This is a genomic window from Xanthomonas prunicola (assembly GCF_025266575.1).
Taxonomy (GTDB): Bacteria; Pseudomonadota; Gammaproteobacteria; order Xanthomonadales; family Xanthomonadaceae; genus Xanthomonas; species Xanthomonas prunicola.
Map to the genome: position 1 here is coordinate 2,072,480 of NZ_CP096142.1, position 17,000 is coordinate 2,089,479.

General features: G+C 63.7%; 18 protein-coding genes and 2 pseudogenes. 6 read left to right on the forward strand and 14 right to left on the reverse strand.

Annotation, left to right across the window (positions count from 1 at the left end):
* Positions 1-9: 9 nt before the first annotated feature.
* Entirely contained in the window at positions 10-663 is a 654-nt protein-coding gene (gene coq7 / locus M0D43_RS08855; RefSeq protein WP_252164335.1) for a 2-polyprenyl-3-methyl-6-methoxy-1,4-benzoquinone monooxygenase, read from the forward strand.
* Positions 664-908: 245 nt separating this feature from the next.
* Here coq7 and M0D43_RS08860 read toward each other — a convergent pair whose 3' ends face one another.
* Both M0D43_RS08860 and speD read right to left on the reverse strand, forming a co-directional pair.
* A complete protein-coding gene (locus M0D43_RS08860; RefSeq protein WP_252164336.1) occupies positions 909-1,223 on the reverse strand; it encodes a DMT family transporter in 315 nt (104 codons plus the stop codon).
* Positions 1,224-1,388: 165 nt separating this feature from the next.
* Entirely contained in the window at positions 1,389-2,183 is a 795-nt protein-coding gene (gene speD / locus M0D43_RS08865) for an adenosylmethionine decarboxylase (RefSeq protein WP_005990692.1), read from the reverse strand.
* Between the two features lie 137 nt (positions 2,184-2,320).
* Here speD and crp point away from each other — a divergent pair, with 137 nt between their 5' ends.
* Complete coding sequence (crp, locus tag M0D43_RS08870; RefSeq protein WP_010368067.1) at positions 2,321-3,013, forward strand: cAMP-activated global transcriptional regulator CRP; 693 nt, start codon at positions 2,321-2,323, stop codon at positions 3,011-3,013.
* A 321-nt stretch (positions 3,014-3,334) separates the two neighbouring features.
* Here the strand turns inward: crp and M0D43_RS08875 are convergent, their stop codons facing one another.
* The 11 genes from M0D43_RS08875 to rpe all read right to left on the reverse strand — a co-directional run bounded on the left by M0D43_RS08875 (position 3,335) and on the right by rpe (position 13,331).
* Complete coding sequence (locus M0D43_RS08875; protein ID WP_101362931.1) at positions 3,335-4,051, reverse strand: haloacid dehalogenase-like hydrolase; 717 nt, start codon at positions 4,049-4,051, stop codon at positions 3,335-3,337.
* A complete protein-coding gene (gene trpC, locus M0D43_RS08880) occupies positions 4,044-4,841 on the reverse strand; it encodes an indole-3-glycerol phosphate synthase TrpC (protein WP_101363101.1) in 798 nt (265 codons plus the stop codon). Before trpC ends, M0D43_RS08875 begins: the two co-directional genes overlap by 8 nt.
* A gap of 133 nt (positions 4,842-4,974) precedes the next feature.
* Positions 4,975-6,012 (reverse strand): anthranilate phosphoribosyltransferase, encoded by a 1,038-nt coding sequence (trpD, locus tag M0D43_RS08885; protein ID WP_252164337.1) that lies wholly within the window; start codon positions 6,010-6,012, stop codon positions 4,975-4,977.
* Between the two features lie 115 nt (positions 6,013-6,127).
* Complete coding sequence (locus tag M0D43_RS08890; protein ID WP_252164338.1) at positions 6,128-6,760, reverse strand: flavin reductase family protein; 633 nt, start codon at positions 6,758-6,760, stop codon at positions 6,128-6,130.
* Between the two features lie 151 nt (positions 6,761-6,911).
* A complete protein-coding gene (locus M0D43_RS08895; RefSeq protein WP_101362935.1) occupies positions 6,912-7,490 on the reverse strand; it encodes an anthranilate synthase component II in 579 nt (192 codons plus the stop codon).
* 10 nt (positions 7,491-7,500) lie between these two features.
* Positions 7,501-7,791, reverse strand: coding sequence for a hypothetical protein (locus tag M0D43_RS08900; protein WP_252164339.1), 291 nt, complete (start codon positions 7,789-7,791; stop codon positions 7,501-7,503).
* An 87-nt stretch (positions 7,792-7,878) separates the two neighbouring features.
* Positions 7,879-8,940 carry a threonine aldolase family protein gene (locus M0D43_RS08905; RefSeq protein ID WP_252164340.1) on the reverse strand — a complete coding sequence of 354 codons (1,062 nt, stop codon included), beginning with the start codon at positions 8,938-8,940 and terminating at the stop codon, positions 7,879-7,881.
* Positions 8,940-10,415 carry an anthranilate synthase component I gene (gene trpE, locus M0D43_RS08910; RefSeq protein ID WP_252164341.1) on the reverse strand — a complete coding sequence of 492 codons (1,476 nt, stop codon included), beginning with the start codon at positions 10,413-10,415 and terminating at the stop codon, positions 8,940-8,942. The genes M0D43_RS08905 and trpE overlap by 1 nt, the downstream gene beginning before the upstream one ends.
* Before the next feature lie 561 nt (positions 10,416-10,976).
* Positions 10,977-11,906, reverse strand: coding sequence for a lipid kinase YegS (yegS, locus tag M0D43_RS08915; RefSeq protein ID WP_252164342.1), 930 nt, complete (start codon positions 11,904-11,906; stop codon positions 10,977-10,979).
* A gap of 235 nt (positions 11,907-12,141) precedes the next feature.
* The gene (locus tag M0D43_RS08920; RefSeq protein ID WP_252164343.1) at positions 12,142-12,633 is read right to left on the reverse strand and encodes a GNAT family N-acetyltransferase; all 492 of its coding nucleotides are present in this window, start codon (positions 12,631-12,633) and stop codon (positions 12,142-12,144) included.
* Positions 12,630-13,331 carry a ribulose-phosphate 3-epimerase gene (rpe, locus tag M0D43_RS08925; RefSeq protein WP_252164344.1) on the reverse strand — a complete coding sequence of 234 codons (702 nt, stop codon included), beginning with the start codon at positions 13,329-13,331 and terminating at the stop codon, positions 12,630-12,632. Before rpe ends, M0D43_RS08920 begins: the two co-directional genes overlap by 4 nt.
* 106 nt (positions 13,332-13,437) lie before the next feature.
* Between rpe and M0D43_RS08930 the strand changes: the two are divergent.
* Positions 13,438-13,554 (forward strand): annotated as a pseudogene (locus M0D43_RS08930) (porin family protein); the annotation flags it as partial.
* Between the two features lie 143 nt (positions 13,555-13,697).
* Here M0D43_RS08930 and M0D43_RS08935 read toward each other — a convergent pair.
* Complete coding sequence (locus M0D43_RS08935; protein ID WP_046963407.1) at positions 13,698-14,027, reverse strand: J domain-containing protein; 330 nt, start codon at positions 14,025-14,027, stop codon at positions 13,698-13,700.
* Between the two features lie 208 nt (positions 14,028-14,235).
* Here M0D43_RS08935 and M0D43_RS08940 point away from each other — a divergent pair, with 208 nt between their 5' ends.
* From M0D43_RS08940 to M0D43_RS08950, 3 genes and pseudogenes are all read left to right on the forward strand, one after another.
* On the forward strand, positions 14,236-15,162 hold the full coding sequence (locus tag M0D43_RS08940) for a phosphoribosylaminoimidazolesuccinocarboxamide synthase (protein ID WP_252164345.1): 927 nt from the start codon (positions 14,236-14,238) through the stop codon (positions 15,160-15,162).
* A 224-nt stretch (positions 15,163-15,386) separates the two neighbouring features.
* Positions 15,387-16,049 (forward strand): hypothetical protein, encoded by a 663-nt coding sequence (locus tag M0D43_RS08945; RefSeq protein ID WP_252165000.1) that lies wholly within the window; start codon positions 15,387-15,389, stop codon positions 16,047-16,049.
* A 543-nt stretch (positions 16,050-16,592) separates the two neighbouring features.
* Positions 16,593-16,846, forward strand: a pseudogene (locus M0D43_RS08950) (hypothetical protein).
* Positions 16,847-17,000 lie beyond the last annotated feature (154 nt).

Sequence of the window (17,000 nt, forward strand, 5' to 3'; positions counted from 1 at the left end):
AATCGACGCATGACCCAGACCTCCCCTTCCCGACTGCATAGCCCGCTCGACCGGCTGCTGGTCGAAGCCCAGCGCGCGCTGGACACGGTATTCGGCAATCCGCCGGCCGAACGCCCCAACCCCGCTGCCGACACACCCGACGCTGCACTGGACCCTGAGCAACGTCGCCACGCCGCCGGCCTGATGCGCATCAACCATGTCGGCGAGGTATGCGCGCAAGGCCTGTATTTCGGTCAGGCCGCGGTTGCCCGCGACGCTCACACCCAGCAGCACCTGCTGGAAGCTGCGCAGGAGGAGACCGATCACCTCGCCTGGTGCGCCGACCGCCTGCACGAGCTGGACAGCCGCCCCAGCCTGTTCAACCCGCTCTGGTATGCCGGCAGCTACGCGCTCGGTGCACTGGCCGGGCTGCGTGGCGACGACTGGAGCCTGGGGTTCGTGGTCGAAACCGAGCGCCAGGTCGAAGCCCACCTGGATGAGCACCTGGAAACCCTGCCCCAGATCGACCAACGCAGCCGCGCCATCCTGCGCGTGATGAAGATCGACGAGGCCCGCCACGCAGACCAAGCCGAACAAGCCGGCGCCCGCCAGCTTCCCGCCCCGATCCCCAGCGCGATGGCCCTTGCCTCCAAGCTGATGAAGACGGTGGCCTACCGGCTCTAGTCGGGAATCGGCGACTGGCGACCCAAGGCCAGCCCACAGTCGTGTGCAACCTATGCGACTCCCCGCCCGCCCTGCCGGCAGGCCTGTCCCACGGCGCAACCGACGTCACACCTCGCAACACCCCATCTGGAGCGGCGCCTCCTTTGTTAGGGGGCGCGTCGAAGGCGCGCGGATAGGGAACGACTGAGTCGGGCCCCAAGGTTTGCGCAGCAAGCTTTGGGGGCAGTCCCGCTAAGCGGGACTGACTACCCGACCAGCTTCAACCCGATCACACCGGCAACGATCAAACCAATGCACGCAAGTCGCGACCACGACGCGCTGTCGCCGAACAGTGCGATGCCGGCGATGGTCACGCCCAGGGCGCCGATGCCGGTCCAGATCGCGTAGCCAGTGCCGACCGGGATGGTTTTCAGCGCCTGCGTCAGAAACCAGAGGCTAGTGCCGGCCAGGCCGATGGTCAGCACGGTCGGCCACAGGCGGGTGAAGCCGTCGCTGTATTTCAGTCCCATGGCAAAGCCGATCTCGAACAGGCCGGCAACTAGCAGATAGATCCAGGGCATTGCAGTACTCCTCACAGAAAAAACGGACAAAAAAAAAAGCGACCCAGTGTTTGCACACTGGGCCGCCGTCGGCTGTGGAACGCGAGGTCATCGCGTGGCGGGCCGTCCCGCCTTTTGGTGTTGGTGCGCTTGCGAGCAAGCACGCGCAACAGGGTGTTCCTGCGCTTATTCGCTCAGGTTGCGCCCGTGAAACAGCTCTTCGATCTCACGCTTGAGCAGCGTCTCGATCTTCATGCGCTCCTTGAACGAGAGGTTCTTGGCGCGCTCTTCGAACAGGTACTGATCCAGGTCGAAGTCCTTCAGATGCATCTTCGTGTGGAAGATATTTTCCTGATAGACGTTGACGTCGAACATCTCGTAGCGCGACTTCACGTTCTTGGCGAGGAAGTGCTGGATCGAGTTGATCTTGTGATCGATGTAATGCTTCTTGCCCTTCACATCGCGCGTGAAGCCGCGCACGCGGTAATCCATGATCACGATGTCTGATTCCAGACTCTCGATCAGGTAGTTGAGCGCCTTCAACGGTGAAATCACGCCACAGGTCGCGACGTCGATGTCGGCGCGGAAGGTGGCAATACCTTCCTGCGGATGCGTCTCCGGATATGTATGGACAGTGATATGACTCTTATCCATATGAGCAACCACAGCGTCGGAGATCAGCTCCTTGCCGGCCTGCTTCTTGTCGATCACCGGCTCTTCGGAGATCAGGATCGTCACCGATGCACCCTGCGGATCGTAGTCCTGACGTGCGATATTGAGGATGTTGGCGCCAATGATCTCGGCCACATCGGTCAGGATTTGCGTCAGACGATCGGCGTCGTACTGCTCATCGATATACTCGATGTAGCGCTGACGCTCCTCTTCGGTACGCGCGTAACAGACGTCGTAGATGTTGAAGCTCAACGCCTTGGTGAGGTTGTTGAACCCCTGTAGCCTCAGACGAGGCAACGGCTTGACCACGTCGGTCTGTCCTTATGGAAAGCGGGAAAGGAGTCAATTATGAGCCAAAGATCCCAGCAACGAAATGCCGACGTTGAGAATGGTTTACCTTGCATGACTCATGCCGTTAAGCTTCAGGAATTACACGCGGAACTACCATGAGCCCAGGAAACACGACGGTTGTGACTACGACGGTACGTAACGCTACCCCTTCCCTGGCGCTGGACGCGGGCACCATCGAGCGTTTTCTGGCGCACAGCCACCGCAGGCGCTATCCGACCCGGACCGATGTGTTCCGGCCAGGAGACCCGGCCGGCACCCTCTACTACGTGATCAGCGGCTCGGTGAGCATCATTGCCGAGGAAGATGACGATCGTGAGTTGGTGCTGGGCTACTTCGGTAGCGGCGAGTTCGTCGGCGAGATGGGGTTGTTCATCGAATCCGATACGCGCGAAGTGATCCTGCGCACCCGCACCCAGTGCGAGTTGGCAGAGATCAGCTACGAGCGGCTGCAGCAGCTGTTCCAGACCAGCCTGTCGCCGGATGCGCCGAAGATTCTCTACGCGATCGGCGTTCAGCTTTCAAAACGGCTACTCGATACCACAAGGAAAGCCAGCCGCCTGGCCTTCCTGGACGTGACCGATCGCATCGTGCGCACGCTTCACGATCTGTCCAAGGAACCGGAAGCGATGAGCCATCCGCAAGGCACCCAGCTGCGCGTCTCGCGCCAGGAGCTGGCACGCCTGGTCGGGTGCTCGCGCGAAATGGCAGGCCGCGTGCTCAAGAAGCTGCAGGCCGACGGCCTGCTACATGCACGCGGCAAGACCGTCGTGCTGTACGGCACGCGCTGACACGGCACAACGCAGCCAGTGCCTTGCGCACTGGCTGCGTGCCGAGTTCGGCAACGATGTACTCGCCTGCGATGCTGCCGATATTGGCATCTGCATAGCGCGTGCAGCGACGCGTTTGCGCGATACCTCTTATAAGAGCGCTTTCGGGCGTTCGAACCGCACGGTTCGCATCGCGACTACGTCACGGTCTCGACGATTCGTCGTTATCAAGCCGCCGAGGTCTTGCCTAGGTCGGTGTGCCTGATCAAGGGTGCCCTGCGGGCTCAACTGCACACGCGTCCGCCCGCTCGAACGACCTGCTGCCCGGACGCGTGCGCTTGCCTACAGCGCCTTGCCGCCGCGGTCGCGGCAACCCCAGTTGAGGATGGGGGTACCCGCCGGCAGCACTTGACGGAACAACGCTTCGCGATTGGCCTTGGGATTGACAACCACCGGCGCGCGCGCGGCCTTCAGCAGCGGCAGATCTGCGGTGCTGTCCGAATAGGCGATGGCGATATCGGCGTAGCCGCGCTCGCGCAACATGCGCATCTTTTCTTCGTTATGGCAGTGACGCCGTGCGGTGACCGCGCCCAGACGCGGGCCGACCAGGCTGCCGATCACCGGCACATCCTGATGCGCGACAAAGCCGAGAATGGCGCGCGCCAACTCCGGCGGTGCCCCGGTAGCGACCACAACACGGTCGCCGGCAGCGCGGTGTTCGGTAAAGACCTTGAGTGCATGCGGGAGCAGGCGCTGGCGGATCTGCGCTTCATGCTTGAGCACGTATGCGTCGATGAAACGGTTGAACTCGCGGGCGCGATGCAGGCCGAAGGTGGCGATCCACACATAGCCGGACACGCCGCGCCGCCGGGTTGGCAGCATCGCCACCATCGGGCCGAGGATTGGCGAAGCCAACAGTGCGACCAGCAAGCGCAACGGATTGCGCTTGATCAGCCAGGCGAACAGATGGCTACCGGAATCGCCGGCGTACAAGGTGTGGTCGAAGTCGAACACCACCAGCGGTGCGTCTTCGCGCGGTGCGGGATACGCCTCAGTCATGCGCGAAGAATAGCTGACGCAGTGACTCGCCGGGTTCGGCCGCGCGCATGAAGGTCTCGCCGACCAGAAAGGCGTTCACATCGTGACTGCGCATCAGTTGCACATCGGCCTGGGTGACGATGCCGCTCTCGGTAACCAGCACACGGTCGCGCGGCACCGCGGCGCGCATGTCCAACGTCGTCTGCAGCGTGACCTCGAAAGTGCGCAGGTTGCGGTTGTTGATGCCGATCAACGGCACCGGCACCTGCACCGCACGTTCGAGCTCGTCGATATCATGCACCTCTACCAGCACATCCAGGCCCAGCTGCATGGCCAAACCAGACAGGTCGGCCAGTTGGGCGTCTTCCAATGCGGAGACGATCAACAGGATGCAGTCGGCACCGAGCACGCGCGCTTCGTACACCTGATACGGATCGACGGTGAAATCCTTGCGCAGCACCGGCAGCGTGCAGGCATCGCGCGCCTGGCGCAAATAGGCATCGGATCCCTGAAAGAAATCCACATCGGTGAGCACCGACAGGCACGTCGCGCCGCCGAATTCATAGCTGACCGCGATATCGGCCGGGTGGAAGTCGGGCCGAATCACGCCCTTGGACGGGCTGGCCTTCTTCACTTCGGCAATCACGGCCGGGTCGCCGGCGGCGATGCTGGCCTGCATGGCCGCCGCAAAACCGCGCGTGAGCGGCAGGTCAGCGCTGCGCGCGATCAACTCGGCCAGCGGCACGCGCGCACTGCGCTCGGCGACTTCGTCGGCCTTGCGGGCAAGAATGGTATTGAGGATGTCGCTCATCGTATCGGGTCCTGGCGGGCGGGCATTATCGGTCAAGACGACTGCACTGGAGCGCGGCTGCACGCCAGCATGCAAGCGTAGCTGTGAGGATACTGGCGGGTGATTGACGTTGCGTTGCGGTCGCCGGCATGACTCAGGGCTGCCCGGCGAGTTGGCGAGTGTAGGCGATATAGGCGTCCAGCCGCGCGCGCGCCGAGCCGTTGGCGAGTACCGCGTGTGCGCGCAGCACGCCATCGGCGATGCTGTCGGCCACGCCAGCGACGTACAACGCAGCACCCGCGTTGAGCGCGACGATGTCCAGCGCCGGGCCGGGCACGTTGTCCAGCACCTGCAACAGCATCGTGCGCGATTGCGCAGCATCGGCGACCTTGAGGTTACGGCTGGCCGACATGGCGATACCGAAATCTTCCGGATGCACTTCGTATTCGCGCACCTGGCCGTCGCGCAATTCGCCGACCAGCGTGCCGGCACCAAGCGAGAGTTCGTCCATGCCGTCGCGCCCCCACACCACCAACGCACGTTCGGCGCCCAGCTCCTGCAGTACGCGGGCCTGGATGCCGACCAGATCGGGGTGAAACACGCCCATCAAAATATTCGGCGAGCCGGCCGGGTTGGTGAGCGGGCCGAGGATGTTGAAGATGGTGCGCACGCCCATTTCGCGCCGCACCGGCGCCACCACCTTCATGGCCGGATGATGCACGGGCGCGTACATGAAGCCGATGCCGGTCTGCGCCAATGCATCGGCAACCTGCTCTGGCTGCAACTCGATCACCGCGCCCAATGCCTCCAGTGCGTCGGCGCTGCCGGATTTAGATGAGACGCTGCGATTGCCGTGCTTGGCCACCTTGGCGCCGCCAGCTGCGGCCACGAACATCGCGCAGGTGGAAATGTTGAAAGTGTGCGAGCCATCGCCGCCGGTGCCGACGATGTCGACCATGTGCTGGCGATTGCTCACGTCCACGCGGCGCGAGAACTCGCGCATCACCGTGGCGGCGCCGGCGATTTCGCCAATGGTTTCTTTCTTGACCCGCAACCCCGTGAGGATGGCCGCGACCATCATATCGGAGACCTCGCCGCGCATGATCTGCCGCATCAACTCGACCATTTCGTCGTGGAAGATTTCGCGGTGCTCAATGGTGCGTTGGAGGGCTTCTTGCGGAGTGATAGGCATGGAAACAACCGTGGCAGAACGTGATGGAGAGATCCGCAGGCGGATTGCGGCGTGCTTGGTCAGTGTGGGAAATCGCGGGCGCCAAGCGAGGTACTCGGCGAAGCAACTACGATGATCATTGGCCTGGACGCCGCATGCGAAAACGCGCCTGCGGCTGCACTTCGTAGTAATCGGCCGGCCCGCCCGCGCGCAGAATCGTCTGCACCGCGGCCGGGTCGTAGATGCCCTGGTGCAGCGCAGACTTGGCCAGATGCACGCCGACGACTTCGCCCAGCACTAACCAGGTTTCGATGGCGTGGCCGGATGCGGTTTGCAGCGGCAATAGCTGGCTGAGCCGGCATTCGAAACTCACCGGGCTGGCAGCGACCCGTGGCGCTGCGATCAGGCGCGATGGCGCCATCTGCAGGCCAGCAAGATCGAATTCATCGACCTCCGCCGGCACCATCGCCGCACTGGCATTCATTGCCTCGGCCAGCGGGCGGGTAGCCAGATTCCAGGTGAATTCGCCAGTGGCTTCGATGTTGCGCAGGCTGTCTTTGCGACCGATGCTGGCAAAGCCGACGATCGGCGGAATGTAATTGAAGGCATTGAAAAAGCTGTACGGCGCCAGATTGGCAACGCCCTCGGCGCTGCGCGAGCCGATCCAGCCGATCGGGCGCGGCCCGACAATGGCATTGAACGGATCGTGCGGCAGCCCATGGCCCCGGGTCGGCTCGTAGAAGTGGATGCTGTCGTCGTGTGTGCTCATCGTGACCCAGATGCGGTGGAAGGCGGCGCTGCGGTGACATCACGTTGCGCTGTAGGGTGCACGTGTTGGATGGCATCGCAATTCTGCGGCGTTGCTGCACCAAGGCCGCAGTGCGATGCCGCCACGCCGAGGCGCAGATGGCACATCGTGCTCAACGTTGCAGAAAGTTCTTCAGCAAGGCATGTCCGTGCTGGGTCAGGATCGACTCGGGATGGAACTGCACGCCTTCGACCGGAAACTGGCGGTGGCGCAGGCCCATGATCTCTTCCATCGAACCATCCGGATTCTCTGTCCACGCGGTGACCTCCAGCGCATCCGGCAGGGTGGTCTTGTCCACCACCAGCGAGTGGTAACGCGTGGCCTCGTAACTGTCCGGCAGGCCGGCGAACACGCCCTTGCCCTGGTGGCGGATCGGCGAGGTCTTGCCATGCATGATGTTGCCGGCGCGGATCACATCGCCGCCATAGACCTGACCGATACTTTGATGGCCCAAGCATACGCCCAGGATGGGTGTGGTCTGACCCAGCTGCTCGATCAACTGAAGCGAGATACCCGCCTCGTTGGGCGTACACGGACCGGGCGAGATCACGATGCGCTCGGGCTTGAGCGCGGCGATCTGGTCGACGCGCATCGCATCGTTGCGCACCACCATGACCTCGGCGCCCAACGCCTGCAAATACTGCACGAGGTTGTAGGTGAAGCTGTCGTAGTTATCGAGCATCAGCAGCATGGCAAAGGACTCATTGCGCGATCAGGAAGACCGCATAGATGTTTTGGGTGAGGGTGATGCTGCCGGCTTCGAGTAACTCGACGGTTGAACCTCGATCAGCAACAGGTGCGGGCGATGCCGGCGATGTGCAGACCAGAGCAACCGGTGTCGGCCAACTACCCGCCTGAATGCCATAGGCGAAATTCGGTGCGACATCGCAGATCGTATGCAGCCCCTGAATCCTGACGCCATCAGGCTTGGCAAGTTCAGCGGCAGACCTGCGTGATTGATCAGCGGCCTCGCGCTCGAGCTGCGCACGCACCTCGGCCGCCTTGTTATGGGACGTCTTGATACCCGACAGGGCGTGGTTTGCTTCACTTGCCTTCTCGCTGGTGACTGACGCGCATGCTTACAGCACACCGCGCTGCAGTGTTGCCATATCCGCACACAGGCGATCGACCGCCTCAGGCGTCGTCGCCCACGACGTGACGAAGCGGATCACATGGCTGCCGTCTGTGCGGAGCTCCCAGCGCTCGAAGTCGTAGCGTTGCGCCAGCTGCGCAGCGTGTTGCGCACTGACGGCGATAAATTGCTGATTGGTCGGCGAGTCGCTGGTGAAGTGCGCGCCTGCGGCAAGCAGGCCGGTGCGCAAGCGTTGCGCCATGGCATTTGCATGCGCTGCAAGCTCGAAAAACAGGCCGTCTTCGAACAACGCTGCCAACTGCGCACCGAGCACCATGCCCTTGGCCAGCAGCGCGCCGCGCTGCTTGATCAGGTAACGCAAATCGGCCTGCAACGCGGGGTTGACGATGACCAGCGCTTCGCCGAGCAGGGCACCATTCTTGGTGCCGCCGATGTAGAACGCATCGGTGAGCGTGGCAATGGTGGGCAGATCCAGATCGTTGCCGTCGGCGGTCAGTGCGGCACCCAGGCGCGCGCCATCCAGATACAGCAGCAGATCGTTTGCGCGGCAGAACTGCGACAACGCATCGAGTTCGGCACGCGTATAGATGGTGCCGCTTTCGGTGCTGTTGGAAATGTAGACCAGACGCGGCTGCACCATGTGTTCGGTGCTGTGCACAGACAGCACCGACTGGATCAGCGCAGGCGTCAGCTTGTCATGCAGCGCCGGCACAGTGAGCACTTTATGGCCAGTCGCTTCGATGGCGCCGGTCTCGTGTGTGGCGATATGCCCCGCTTCCACCGCGATGACTGCCTGATGCGGGCGTAAAAACGCGCTGATCGCAATCAGATTGGTCTGCGTGCCGCCGACCAGCAGATGCACGTCGGCCTGCGGCTGCGCGACTGCACTGCGGATCAATGCAACCGCACGCGCTGTGTGCCGATCGGTGCCATAGCCGGCGTGCTGCTCGGCGCTGGCCTGCGCCAACGCCTGCAGCAGACGCGGGTGCGCGCCTTCGCTGTAGTCGTTACGAAAGCCGATGCGCGCAGCGCTGCCCTGCCCGTCCATCACAGGCCCTTTGCCGCCTGGGCGACTGCACGAAACAGCGCACGCCCCTTGTTCATCGTTTCCTGCCATTCCAGGTCCGGGTCAGAGTCGTAGACCACGCCACCGCCTGCCTGCACATACAGATAGCCGTCCTGGATCACGGCGGTGCGGATGGCGATAGCGGTATCGGCATCGCCGTGCCATCCGATGTAGCCGACCGCGCCGGAATACACGTTGCGCTTGACCGGCTCCAGTTCACGAATAATCTCCAGCGCACGGATTTTAGGCGCGCCGCTCACGGTGCCGGCCGGGAAGGTGGCGCGCAGCACGTCGCTGTAGTTCAGGCCAGCCTTCAACGTGCCGGTCACTTCACTGACGATATGCATGACGTGGCTATAGCGTTCGATCACGAACTGCTCGCCGACCTTGACCGTGCCCGGTTCGGCAACGCGGCCCACATCGTTGCGGCCTAGATCGATCAACATCACATGCTCGGCGCGCTCTTTCGGGTCGGCCAGCAATTCGGCTTCCAGCGCCTTGTCGAGTTCCGGCGTGGCACCGCGTGGGCGAGTGCCGGCAATCGGGCGCACGGTGACCACGCCGTCGCGCAGACGCGCCAGGATTTCCGGGGACGAGCCGACCACCTGGGTGCCGCCGACATCGAGAAAATACATGTACGGCGAGGGATTGAGCGCACGCAACGCGCGATACACATCCACCGGACGGGCGCGGAACGGCACGCGCAACCGCTGCGATGGCACCACCTGGAAGATATCGCCAGCGCGCACGTATTCCTGCGCCTTGCGCACCACCGCGTGGTATTCCTCGCGGGTGAACGAGGAGTGGAAATCCGATTCGTCGATCGCATCGGAAATCTGTGCGCGCGGATAACCCGCGCCGCCCTGGCGCAGGCGATGCGCCAGTTCGTCCAGACGCCGATTGGCACGCACATAGGCCTGCGGCGGACGCGGGTCGGCATGCACGATCAGGTACAGGCGGCCCTTGAGGTTGTCGAACACTGCCAGCTCTTCGGAGAGCATCAGCAGGATATCGGGCGTGCCGAGTTCGTCGGGTTTGTCGCCGCTGCCCAGCCGCGGTTCGATGTACTGGATGCACTCGAAACCGAACCAGCCGACCAGCCCGCCGGTGAAGCCCGGCAGCCCGTCGAGCTGCGGCACCGAATGCTCGGCGCGCAGCGCGTCCACTTCGGCCAGCGGGTCAGCGACTTCACGCGTTTCGACGACTTCGCCGTGCTCGCTAACGTCCAGCGTGTGGCCACGAAAGCTGTACACGCGGCGCGCCGGCAGGCCGATGATGGAATACCGTCCGAAGCGCTCCCCGCCTTCGACCGATTCGAACAGATAGGTGTAGGCGCCATCGGCGAGCTTCAGATAGACCGAAAGCGGCGTGTCCAGATCGGACAGCACTTCGCGGACAACGGGGATACGGGTGTGACCTTCAGCGGCCTGGCGCTGGAACTGCTCTGCAGTGATCAAGACGACTTTCCTTCCGGGACTCTGTGGCGGGGCGGACGACGGCAACGGGCCACCATCGCCACCAGCGGCGAGCGGAAGAGAAGGAGCGTGGAGTCGTCAGGCGGGACACGCAGCTACTGTAGCGCAACTGCTGGCCGCAGGGCAGCAGGCACAGGCGAACGCCGTTCAACGATGGCGAAGGTGGGTGGTGTTGCTGACGTGGTTGTGCGGGTTGGTGAAAAGCTGGAGGCTACGCAGGCGGGTTGGTGGATGTCGTCAGGCTCGTGGGCACCGGACCTCAGTGCGCGCTTGAAGTCCGCGCGTTGCGCTCCTCGCTGACGCTTGCAACAACTGTTCCTCGGCGCGAGGTGGCTGGTGGCGGCATGCGAGTCGGCGCAGTGACCCTCACTCCGCCCCCGCTCCGCACCCCGGCCTGCGCTAACAGGCGGGCGCTCCGAGACACGCGCGCCAGTGGCGCAAGCAGTGCCTTATCGCCCCTGAGAGAAAGGGGCGCAAAGCGACGCGATTGCCTGGCTCACCCGAAATGCATGCCACGCTTTTCCGATTCCCGATTCCCGGCCCTTACCCACCAAGCAGCGGACAATCGCCCGGCAAATGCATCCGCAGCCGCGCCGGGACGCATTCAATGCGGAAGTGCCGCGAGGTTTCCGGTTCGCCGTCCAGGTTCAAGGTGAGCGGTTGTTTGGAGACGATCTCCAGCCACGGCACCCGGGCGCGCACCGCCACGCGTTCGAGCGCGGCCTGTTTGCCGCCGGTGACCAGGGTGCCGAGCGTGGCAGCCACTTCGCCGTTGAGGTCAGGGACGATGGTGACATCCAGCAGACCGTCGTCGATCAACGCCTCTGGGCACAGCGCCTGGCCGCCACCGGCCTGGCGCCCGTTCCCCAGCCCAAGTGCGATGAATTCGCCTTCCCAGCTGAAATCCGGGCCGCTGAAGCGGGCGCTGATGGGGTCGATCCGGCCCAGCCGCGACATACCCGTAATGAGATAGGCCAGGCCGCCGAGCATCTTTTTCAGGCCTTCGTCGGTTTCCACCGTGACCTGGGTGCCGAAGCCGCCGCTGGCCATATTGGCGCACCAGTGCGGGCCGTGGTCGGCCTCGATGCGCAGCAGGTCGACCGGCTGCGCAACGCGCTCGGCGATCAGGGTCAGCGCGTCCAGCGGGGCAATCGGGACGTTGGCGGCGGTCGCGAAGTCGTTGGCGGTGCCCAGCGGCACCAGGCCCAGCGATGGCAACGTCGCCGCGTCGCCCTGGTGATGCGCCAGGGCGGCGGCCACTTCGCTCAGCGTGCCATCGCCACCGGCGGCCACGACCGTATGCACGCCATCGGCCACTGCTTCGCTCACATAGCGCTCGGCATCGCCATCTTCCCAGGTGACCCGTACATCGAGCTGGAGGCCGCGCTTGCGCAGCGTGCCCACCGCCTCACGCAGGTCCAGATTATCGGTGGACTTGCCGTTGAGGATCAGACGCCAGTGGGACGGGGCCATGCGCGCTGCCGATACTGTGAGGGTAATGCCCGCAGGCTAGCAGCGAGCCACTGGGTGGATTGTGAATAGGCAATGCCGACGCGCTGTCATTGCCGTGTCATTGATGACCCGGAGAGTAGAAGGCCATAGCAGGGACGACGGGCGGAGGCAGGATCAGCCTCCAATTTTCTTGAAGGCCGCTTCCTCGGGAGCGGCCTTCCTTTTGCTTGACGCTGGATTCCTCGGCGCGCCCGGCTCAGGGGCCTGCGGCAAACGCAGCCAGCCGTTCGCCGTCTAGCCGGTACACGGTCCAGCCGTCCATCGGGCGCGCGCCCACCGCTTGATAGAAGTCGATGGCCGGCTGGTTCCAGTCCAGCACCGACCACTCGAACCGTCCGCAGCCACGCTGCACGGCCAGCTGCGCCAAGTGCCGCAACAGCGCAAGGCCAGCGCCCTTGCCGCGCGCTTCCGGCCGCACGAACAGGTCTTCCAGATACAGGCCGTTGCGGCCCAGCCAGGTCGAATAGTTGAAGAAATACACCGCAAATCCCAACGCTTGACCGTCCTGCTCGCAGATCAGCGCATGCGCGGTGGCGCCCTCGCCGAACAGACTGGTACGCAGATCTTCCAGGCTCGCCTTGACTGCATCCGGCTCGCGCTCGTACGCCGCCAGCGCAGTGATGAGTTCATGCAGCAACGGCACATCGTCGGGCGTGGCGCTGCGGATCTGCGGCCCGGGCTGGATCATCGCACCGCGTCCACCGCCGCACGCATCTGTTCAATCACCCGCGCATAGTCGGGGGCGTTGAAAATGGCCGACCCGGCGACGAAGGTGTCGGCGCCGGCCGCGGCAATCGCACCGATGTTGTCGGCCTTGACGCCGCCATCGATCTCCAGCCGGATCGGCTTGCCCAGCGCATCGATCTTCTTGCGGATCGCGCGCAATTTATCCAGCGCGGAAGGAATAAAGGCCTGTCCACCAAAGCCCGGGTTGACCGACATCACCAGCACCAGATCCAGCTCGGGCAGCACCCAATCCAGAATATCCACCGGCGTGGCCGGGTTGAGCACCAGCCCGGCCTGACAGCCGTGCGACTTGATCAACTGGATGGTGCGATGCACATGGCGGCTGGCTTCGGGATGGAAACTGATGGTGGTGGCGCCAGCCTCGGCGAAGTCCGGCACGATGCGGTCCACCGGCTCGACCATCAGATGCACGTCGATCGGCGCAGTGATGCCGTGCTTGCGCAGCGCTTGGCACACCATCGGGCCGATAGTGAGGTTGGGCACGTAGTGGTTGTCCATCACGTCGAAGTGCACCCAGTCGGCACCAGCCTTGAGGACGTTGTTCACTTCCTCGCCCAGGCGGGCGAAATCGGCAGACAGGATGGACGGGGCGATCGCCGTCGGTTGCATGGGCAGCTCGGAAAAATGCAGGAGCGCCATTGTCGCAACCGTGGCCCGGCGAGGAAAGCCGAATGCCACCGGACACTGCTGGAAACCGCTCTACCGTTGGGCGGCCGGCATCGCCGGGCGCGGTAAAACCAGCCGCACCAGGCCGGTGACCCGCCCATTCCCGCACGTGAATCCGGCCGGCACCGATCTGCGGCGTATCGACACCGCTGTTTCGACCCACACGGTACGCCTGAGCGCCAGCGACACGTTCTGACGGCCGGGCGCAGGCGTGCCACGGCGCTTGGTCGTCTTGATCAGGCGTTTTTACTGGTCCCGTGGCGTTTCCGATCCAGGGGCGGAGTGCAGCGCAGACGCGCGACATAGGCCACGCACCGGCGCTCGACGCACGGCCTTCGCTCAGCGCTTGCGCAGCCGTTGAATCCGGTCGTAGGCGGCGTTGATCTGGCTGGCCTTCTTTTCTGCCTGGCGGCGCGCTTCAGGGTCGGCGTTGGCCACCTTGTCCGGGTGGTAACGCGACATCAGCCGGCGATAGGCCAGATCGATCTCGGCGGTGGTGGCGTCCGGCTCCAGGCCCAGCGCTTCATACGGATTTTCCGCGCGCCGCTTGAACCAGCCGGCGTCGACCGCGTGGCCGATCGCCAGCCCGATCATCAGCCCCACGAAGGGCGCGCCGCGGAACAGCAAGGCGCCGGCCAATGCGCCGAGCAGTTTTCCGTACCAGGACATGGAGGCAATCGGGGTCGGGAGGCGGGCTGGCGATCTTACCCGAACGCCCGCCTGGCTTGGCTGACGAGCCCTGCACAGGCGCCGCGACACGGGCTCCAATAAATTCTGCGGGCGGCGGCGAAGCGCCGTACACTACGCGGCCCGCTGGCCATCCGCGGGCCCACCGGGTCCCGGGGACAGCGTCATAGCGACGTCCTTAGGAGTGCCTGTGTCGACCACGCTGTTGCAATCCGATCTGCCCGGCCTGCCGTTGCGTCACCGTGGCAAGGTCCGCGATGTCTTCGATATTCCCCGCGACCGCCTGCCCGCCGATGCCCCCCCGGGCGACTACCTGTTGATGGTGGCCACCGACCGTCTGTCTGCGTTCGACGTGGTACTGCCCGACCCGATTCCCGGCAAGGGCGAGATGCTGTGCCAGGTGTCCAACTTCTGGTTCCACAAGACCGAACACCTGATGCCCAACCACCTGGTCAACATCGCGGTGGAGCAGGTGCTGCCCGACGGTGTGGACCCGACGCTCTATGCCAAACGTGCCGTGGTCACGCGCAAGCTCAAGCCGGTGCCGGTGGAAGCCATCGCACGCGGCTATCTGATCGGCAGCGGCTGGAAGGACTATCAGCGCACCGGCAAGGTCAGCGGCATCGACTTGCCCGACGGCCTGCGCCAGGCCGAGAAACTGCCCGAGCCGATCTTTACTCCCTCGACCAAGGCCGCTGTCGGCGACCATGACGAGAACATCGACTTCGATGCGATGGTCAAGACCGTCGGCGCCGAGCTGGCCGAGCGCGTGCGCGATGCCACCTTGCGCATTTACCGCTTCGCTGCGGATATTGCCGCCGAACGCGGCATTTTGCTGGCCGATACCAAGTTCGAATTCGGCACCGACGCCGATGGCCGCCTGTACATCATGGACGAGATGCTGACCCCGGACTCCTCCCGTTATTGGCCAGCCGACCAATACGAACTGGGCACCAGCCCGCCGAGCTACGACAAGCAGTTCGTGCGCGATTATCTGGAAACCCTGGACTGGGGCAAGACCGCACCCGGTCCTGGCCTGCCGGCCGAAGTGATTGATCGCACCCGTGCGAAATATGCCGAAGCCCTGCAGCGGTTGGCGGGCATTTCGGTTGATTGATGGCTTCCCCCCGATTTAACGGGGGTGTGGGGCGTCGCATCACGCTGACGCCGTTATGACTAAAGCGCTGACACACTCGGCGCGCTCCGGGTCCAGTGAATGCGCGCTGAGGCCGAGCCAGTGGCTGCATATGAAACTTCATGGCAACCACTGCACATCATTGCATCCAATTCATCCCACTACGCTCGCCGCGATGGCGTGCTCTCTTGCCCGACGAGGTCGCAATGGAGCGGTCAAATCACTTCTTCCGCCTGTTGCCTGCCTTCCGCAGTGCGGTGGCCCTTGGTTTATTGCTCGCACTGAGCGCCTGCACGGCCGGCGAATCTGCTGCCCCTGCCACAGCGTCAGTAGCACCTGCGAAAACCACGGCACCTGCAGCGCCGGCGATCAACGACGGACTTGGCGCGTTGATACAGGCCACCGGCGTCACCTGCACGGATGCAAAGGCCGCAAAAGGATGCACTACAGGCAATGTCGCCAGCGGTGATTTTTATGATGTGGAGCTTTCGCCGGATTGTGGCGATGAGGGATTCTTCGCCGGCGTAGCCCAGGGAAAGGGAGTTGATCTGTTGGATATCGTGCCCGCCACCGGCAGTAGCGCAACAACTACAGCACATCTAGCGCAAGGCCAGCTCGTCTGCGTCCAGGCGATCGGCCGCGCCGGACAGAACCCGCTTTATTACTACGTTGCCGCAATTCCGGCGGACACCATTGCAAGGTGCAAGAACAACGCATTGTGCAAAACCTATGGCGACAGGCCGATCAAGCAGATGAAGCCTGCAAGTAGCGAGAGCTGCCACGCAGTAGTACCAGGACACTACGTTGGCAATTGCGCGCAAGGATGGGTGAGTGCGGATGCAGTCGATGTCTTTTCGAACGGGCTATAGCCACTCGCGCCAAACCGGATGTATTTCCAAGAAACCCATAATCACATTCATTATGGTTTTAGCGCAGACTCGGTTTGAGCTAATCGGGCTTGTGCTGACGGTATCACCGGTATTGGAATCACCGAGCATCAGGCACCGTTCCCTCCGAAGGTGTTGGCATGCTGCATGCCGGCCAGTTCGCGTCCCGGCGCTTGGCAAGCCTTCACACATTTGCGAGCAGTGCGCATATAACGTCCCGCCGGCTCACTCAGTTGCCCGCTATGATCAGGAGGATCCGTTGGCCCTTTTCCGAACTTCCCTGCACGCCCTCGCACTGAGCCTGGTGCTAGTTGCCTGCAAACCGCAAGCAGAGCCAGTTGTCGCTGCAACCCCGGCAGCCACCGCACACGCTGCAGAGGCCGCGCTGGCGCCTCAACGCCCGCTGCCACTTCGGCAACGCCTGCGCAGGCGACAACCTGCCCAAGCGCCGACTTCCCTGCGTTTCTGAAAAGCTTCAGTGCAGACATTGCGGTATAGGAAAAGGCCATCGCCGATCCGCTGACGATGATCCAACTCGACCCGGACGCTCAGCCCGAGCCCACCCCGGTCACCCGCACGGTTCCGCTGGCCAAGGTCGAATGGCCTGTCATCCCGAACCTGGAGGCAGCCCGCAACGGCGGCCGCGAGGTCACATTTCCGAAGAGGCCGGTGGCCGCCAGGTACTGGTCCGCACGCCGGACACCGGCGATCAGCAGGTCTACCACTTCGCCCAGCGTCGCTGCTGGATGCTGGTCAAGGTGGACGACCAGTCTTTGTAAACGTCGGTGGGCGCTGGAAGCAGGTTCTGCCGGCTTGGCTATCCTCCCCTACAACTCAAACCGTCAAAGAGGCGACCTGATGCGACGCTTCATCTCCGTCCTACCTGCTCTCGGCCTGAGTCTGGTGCTCGCCGCATGCGGTGACAAGCCGGGG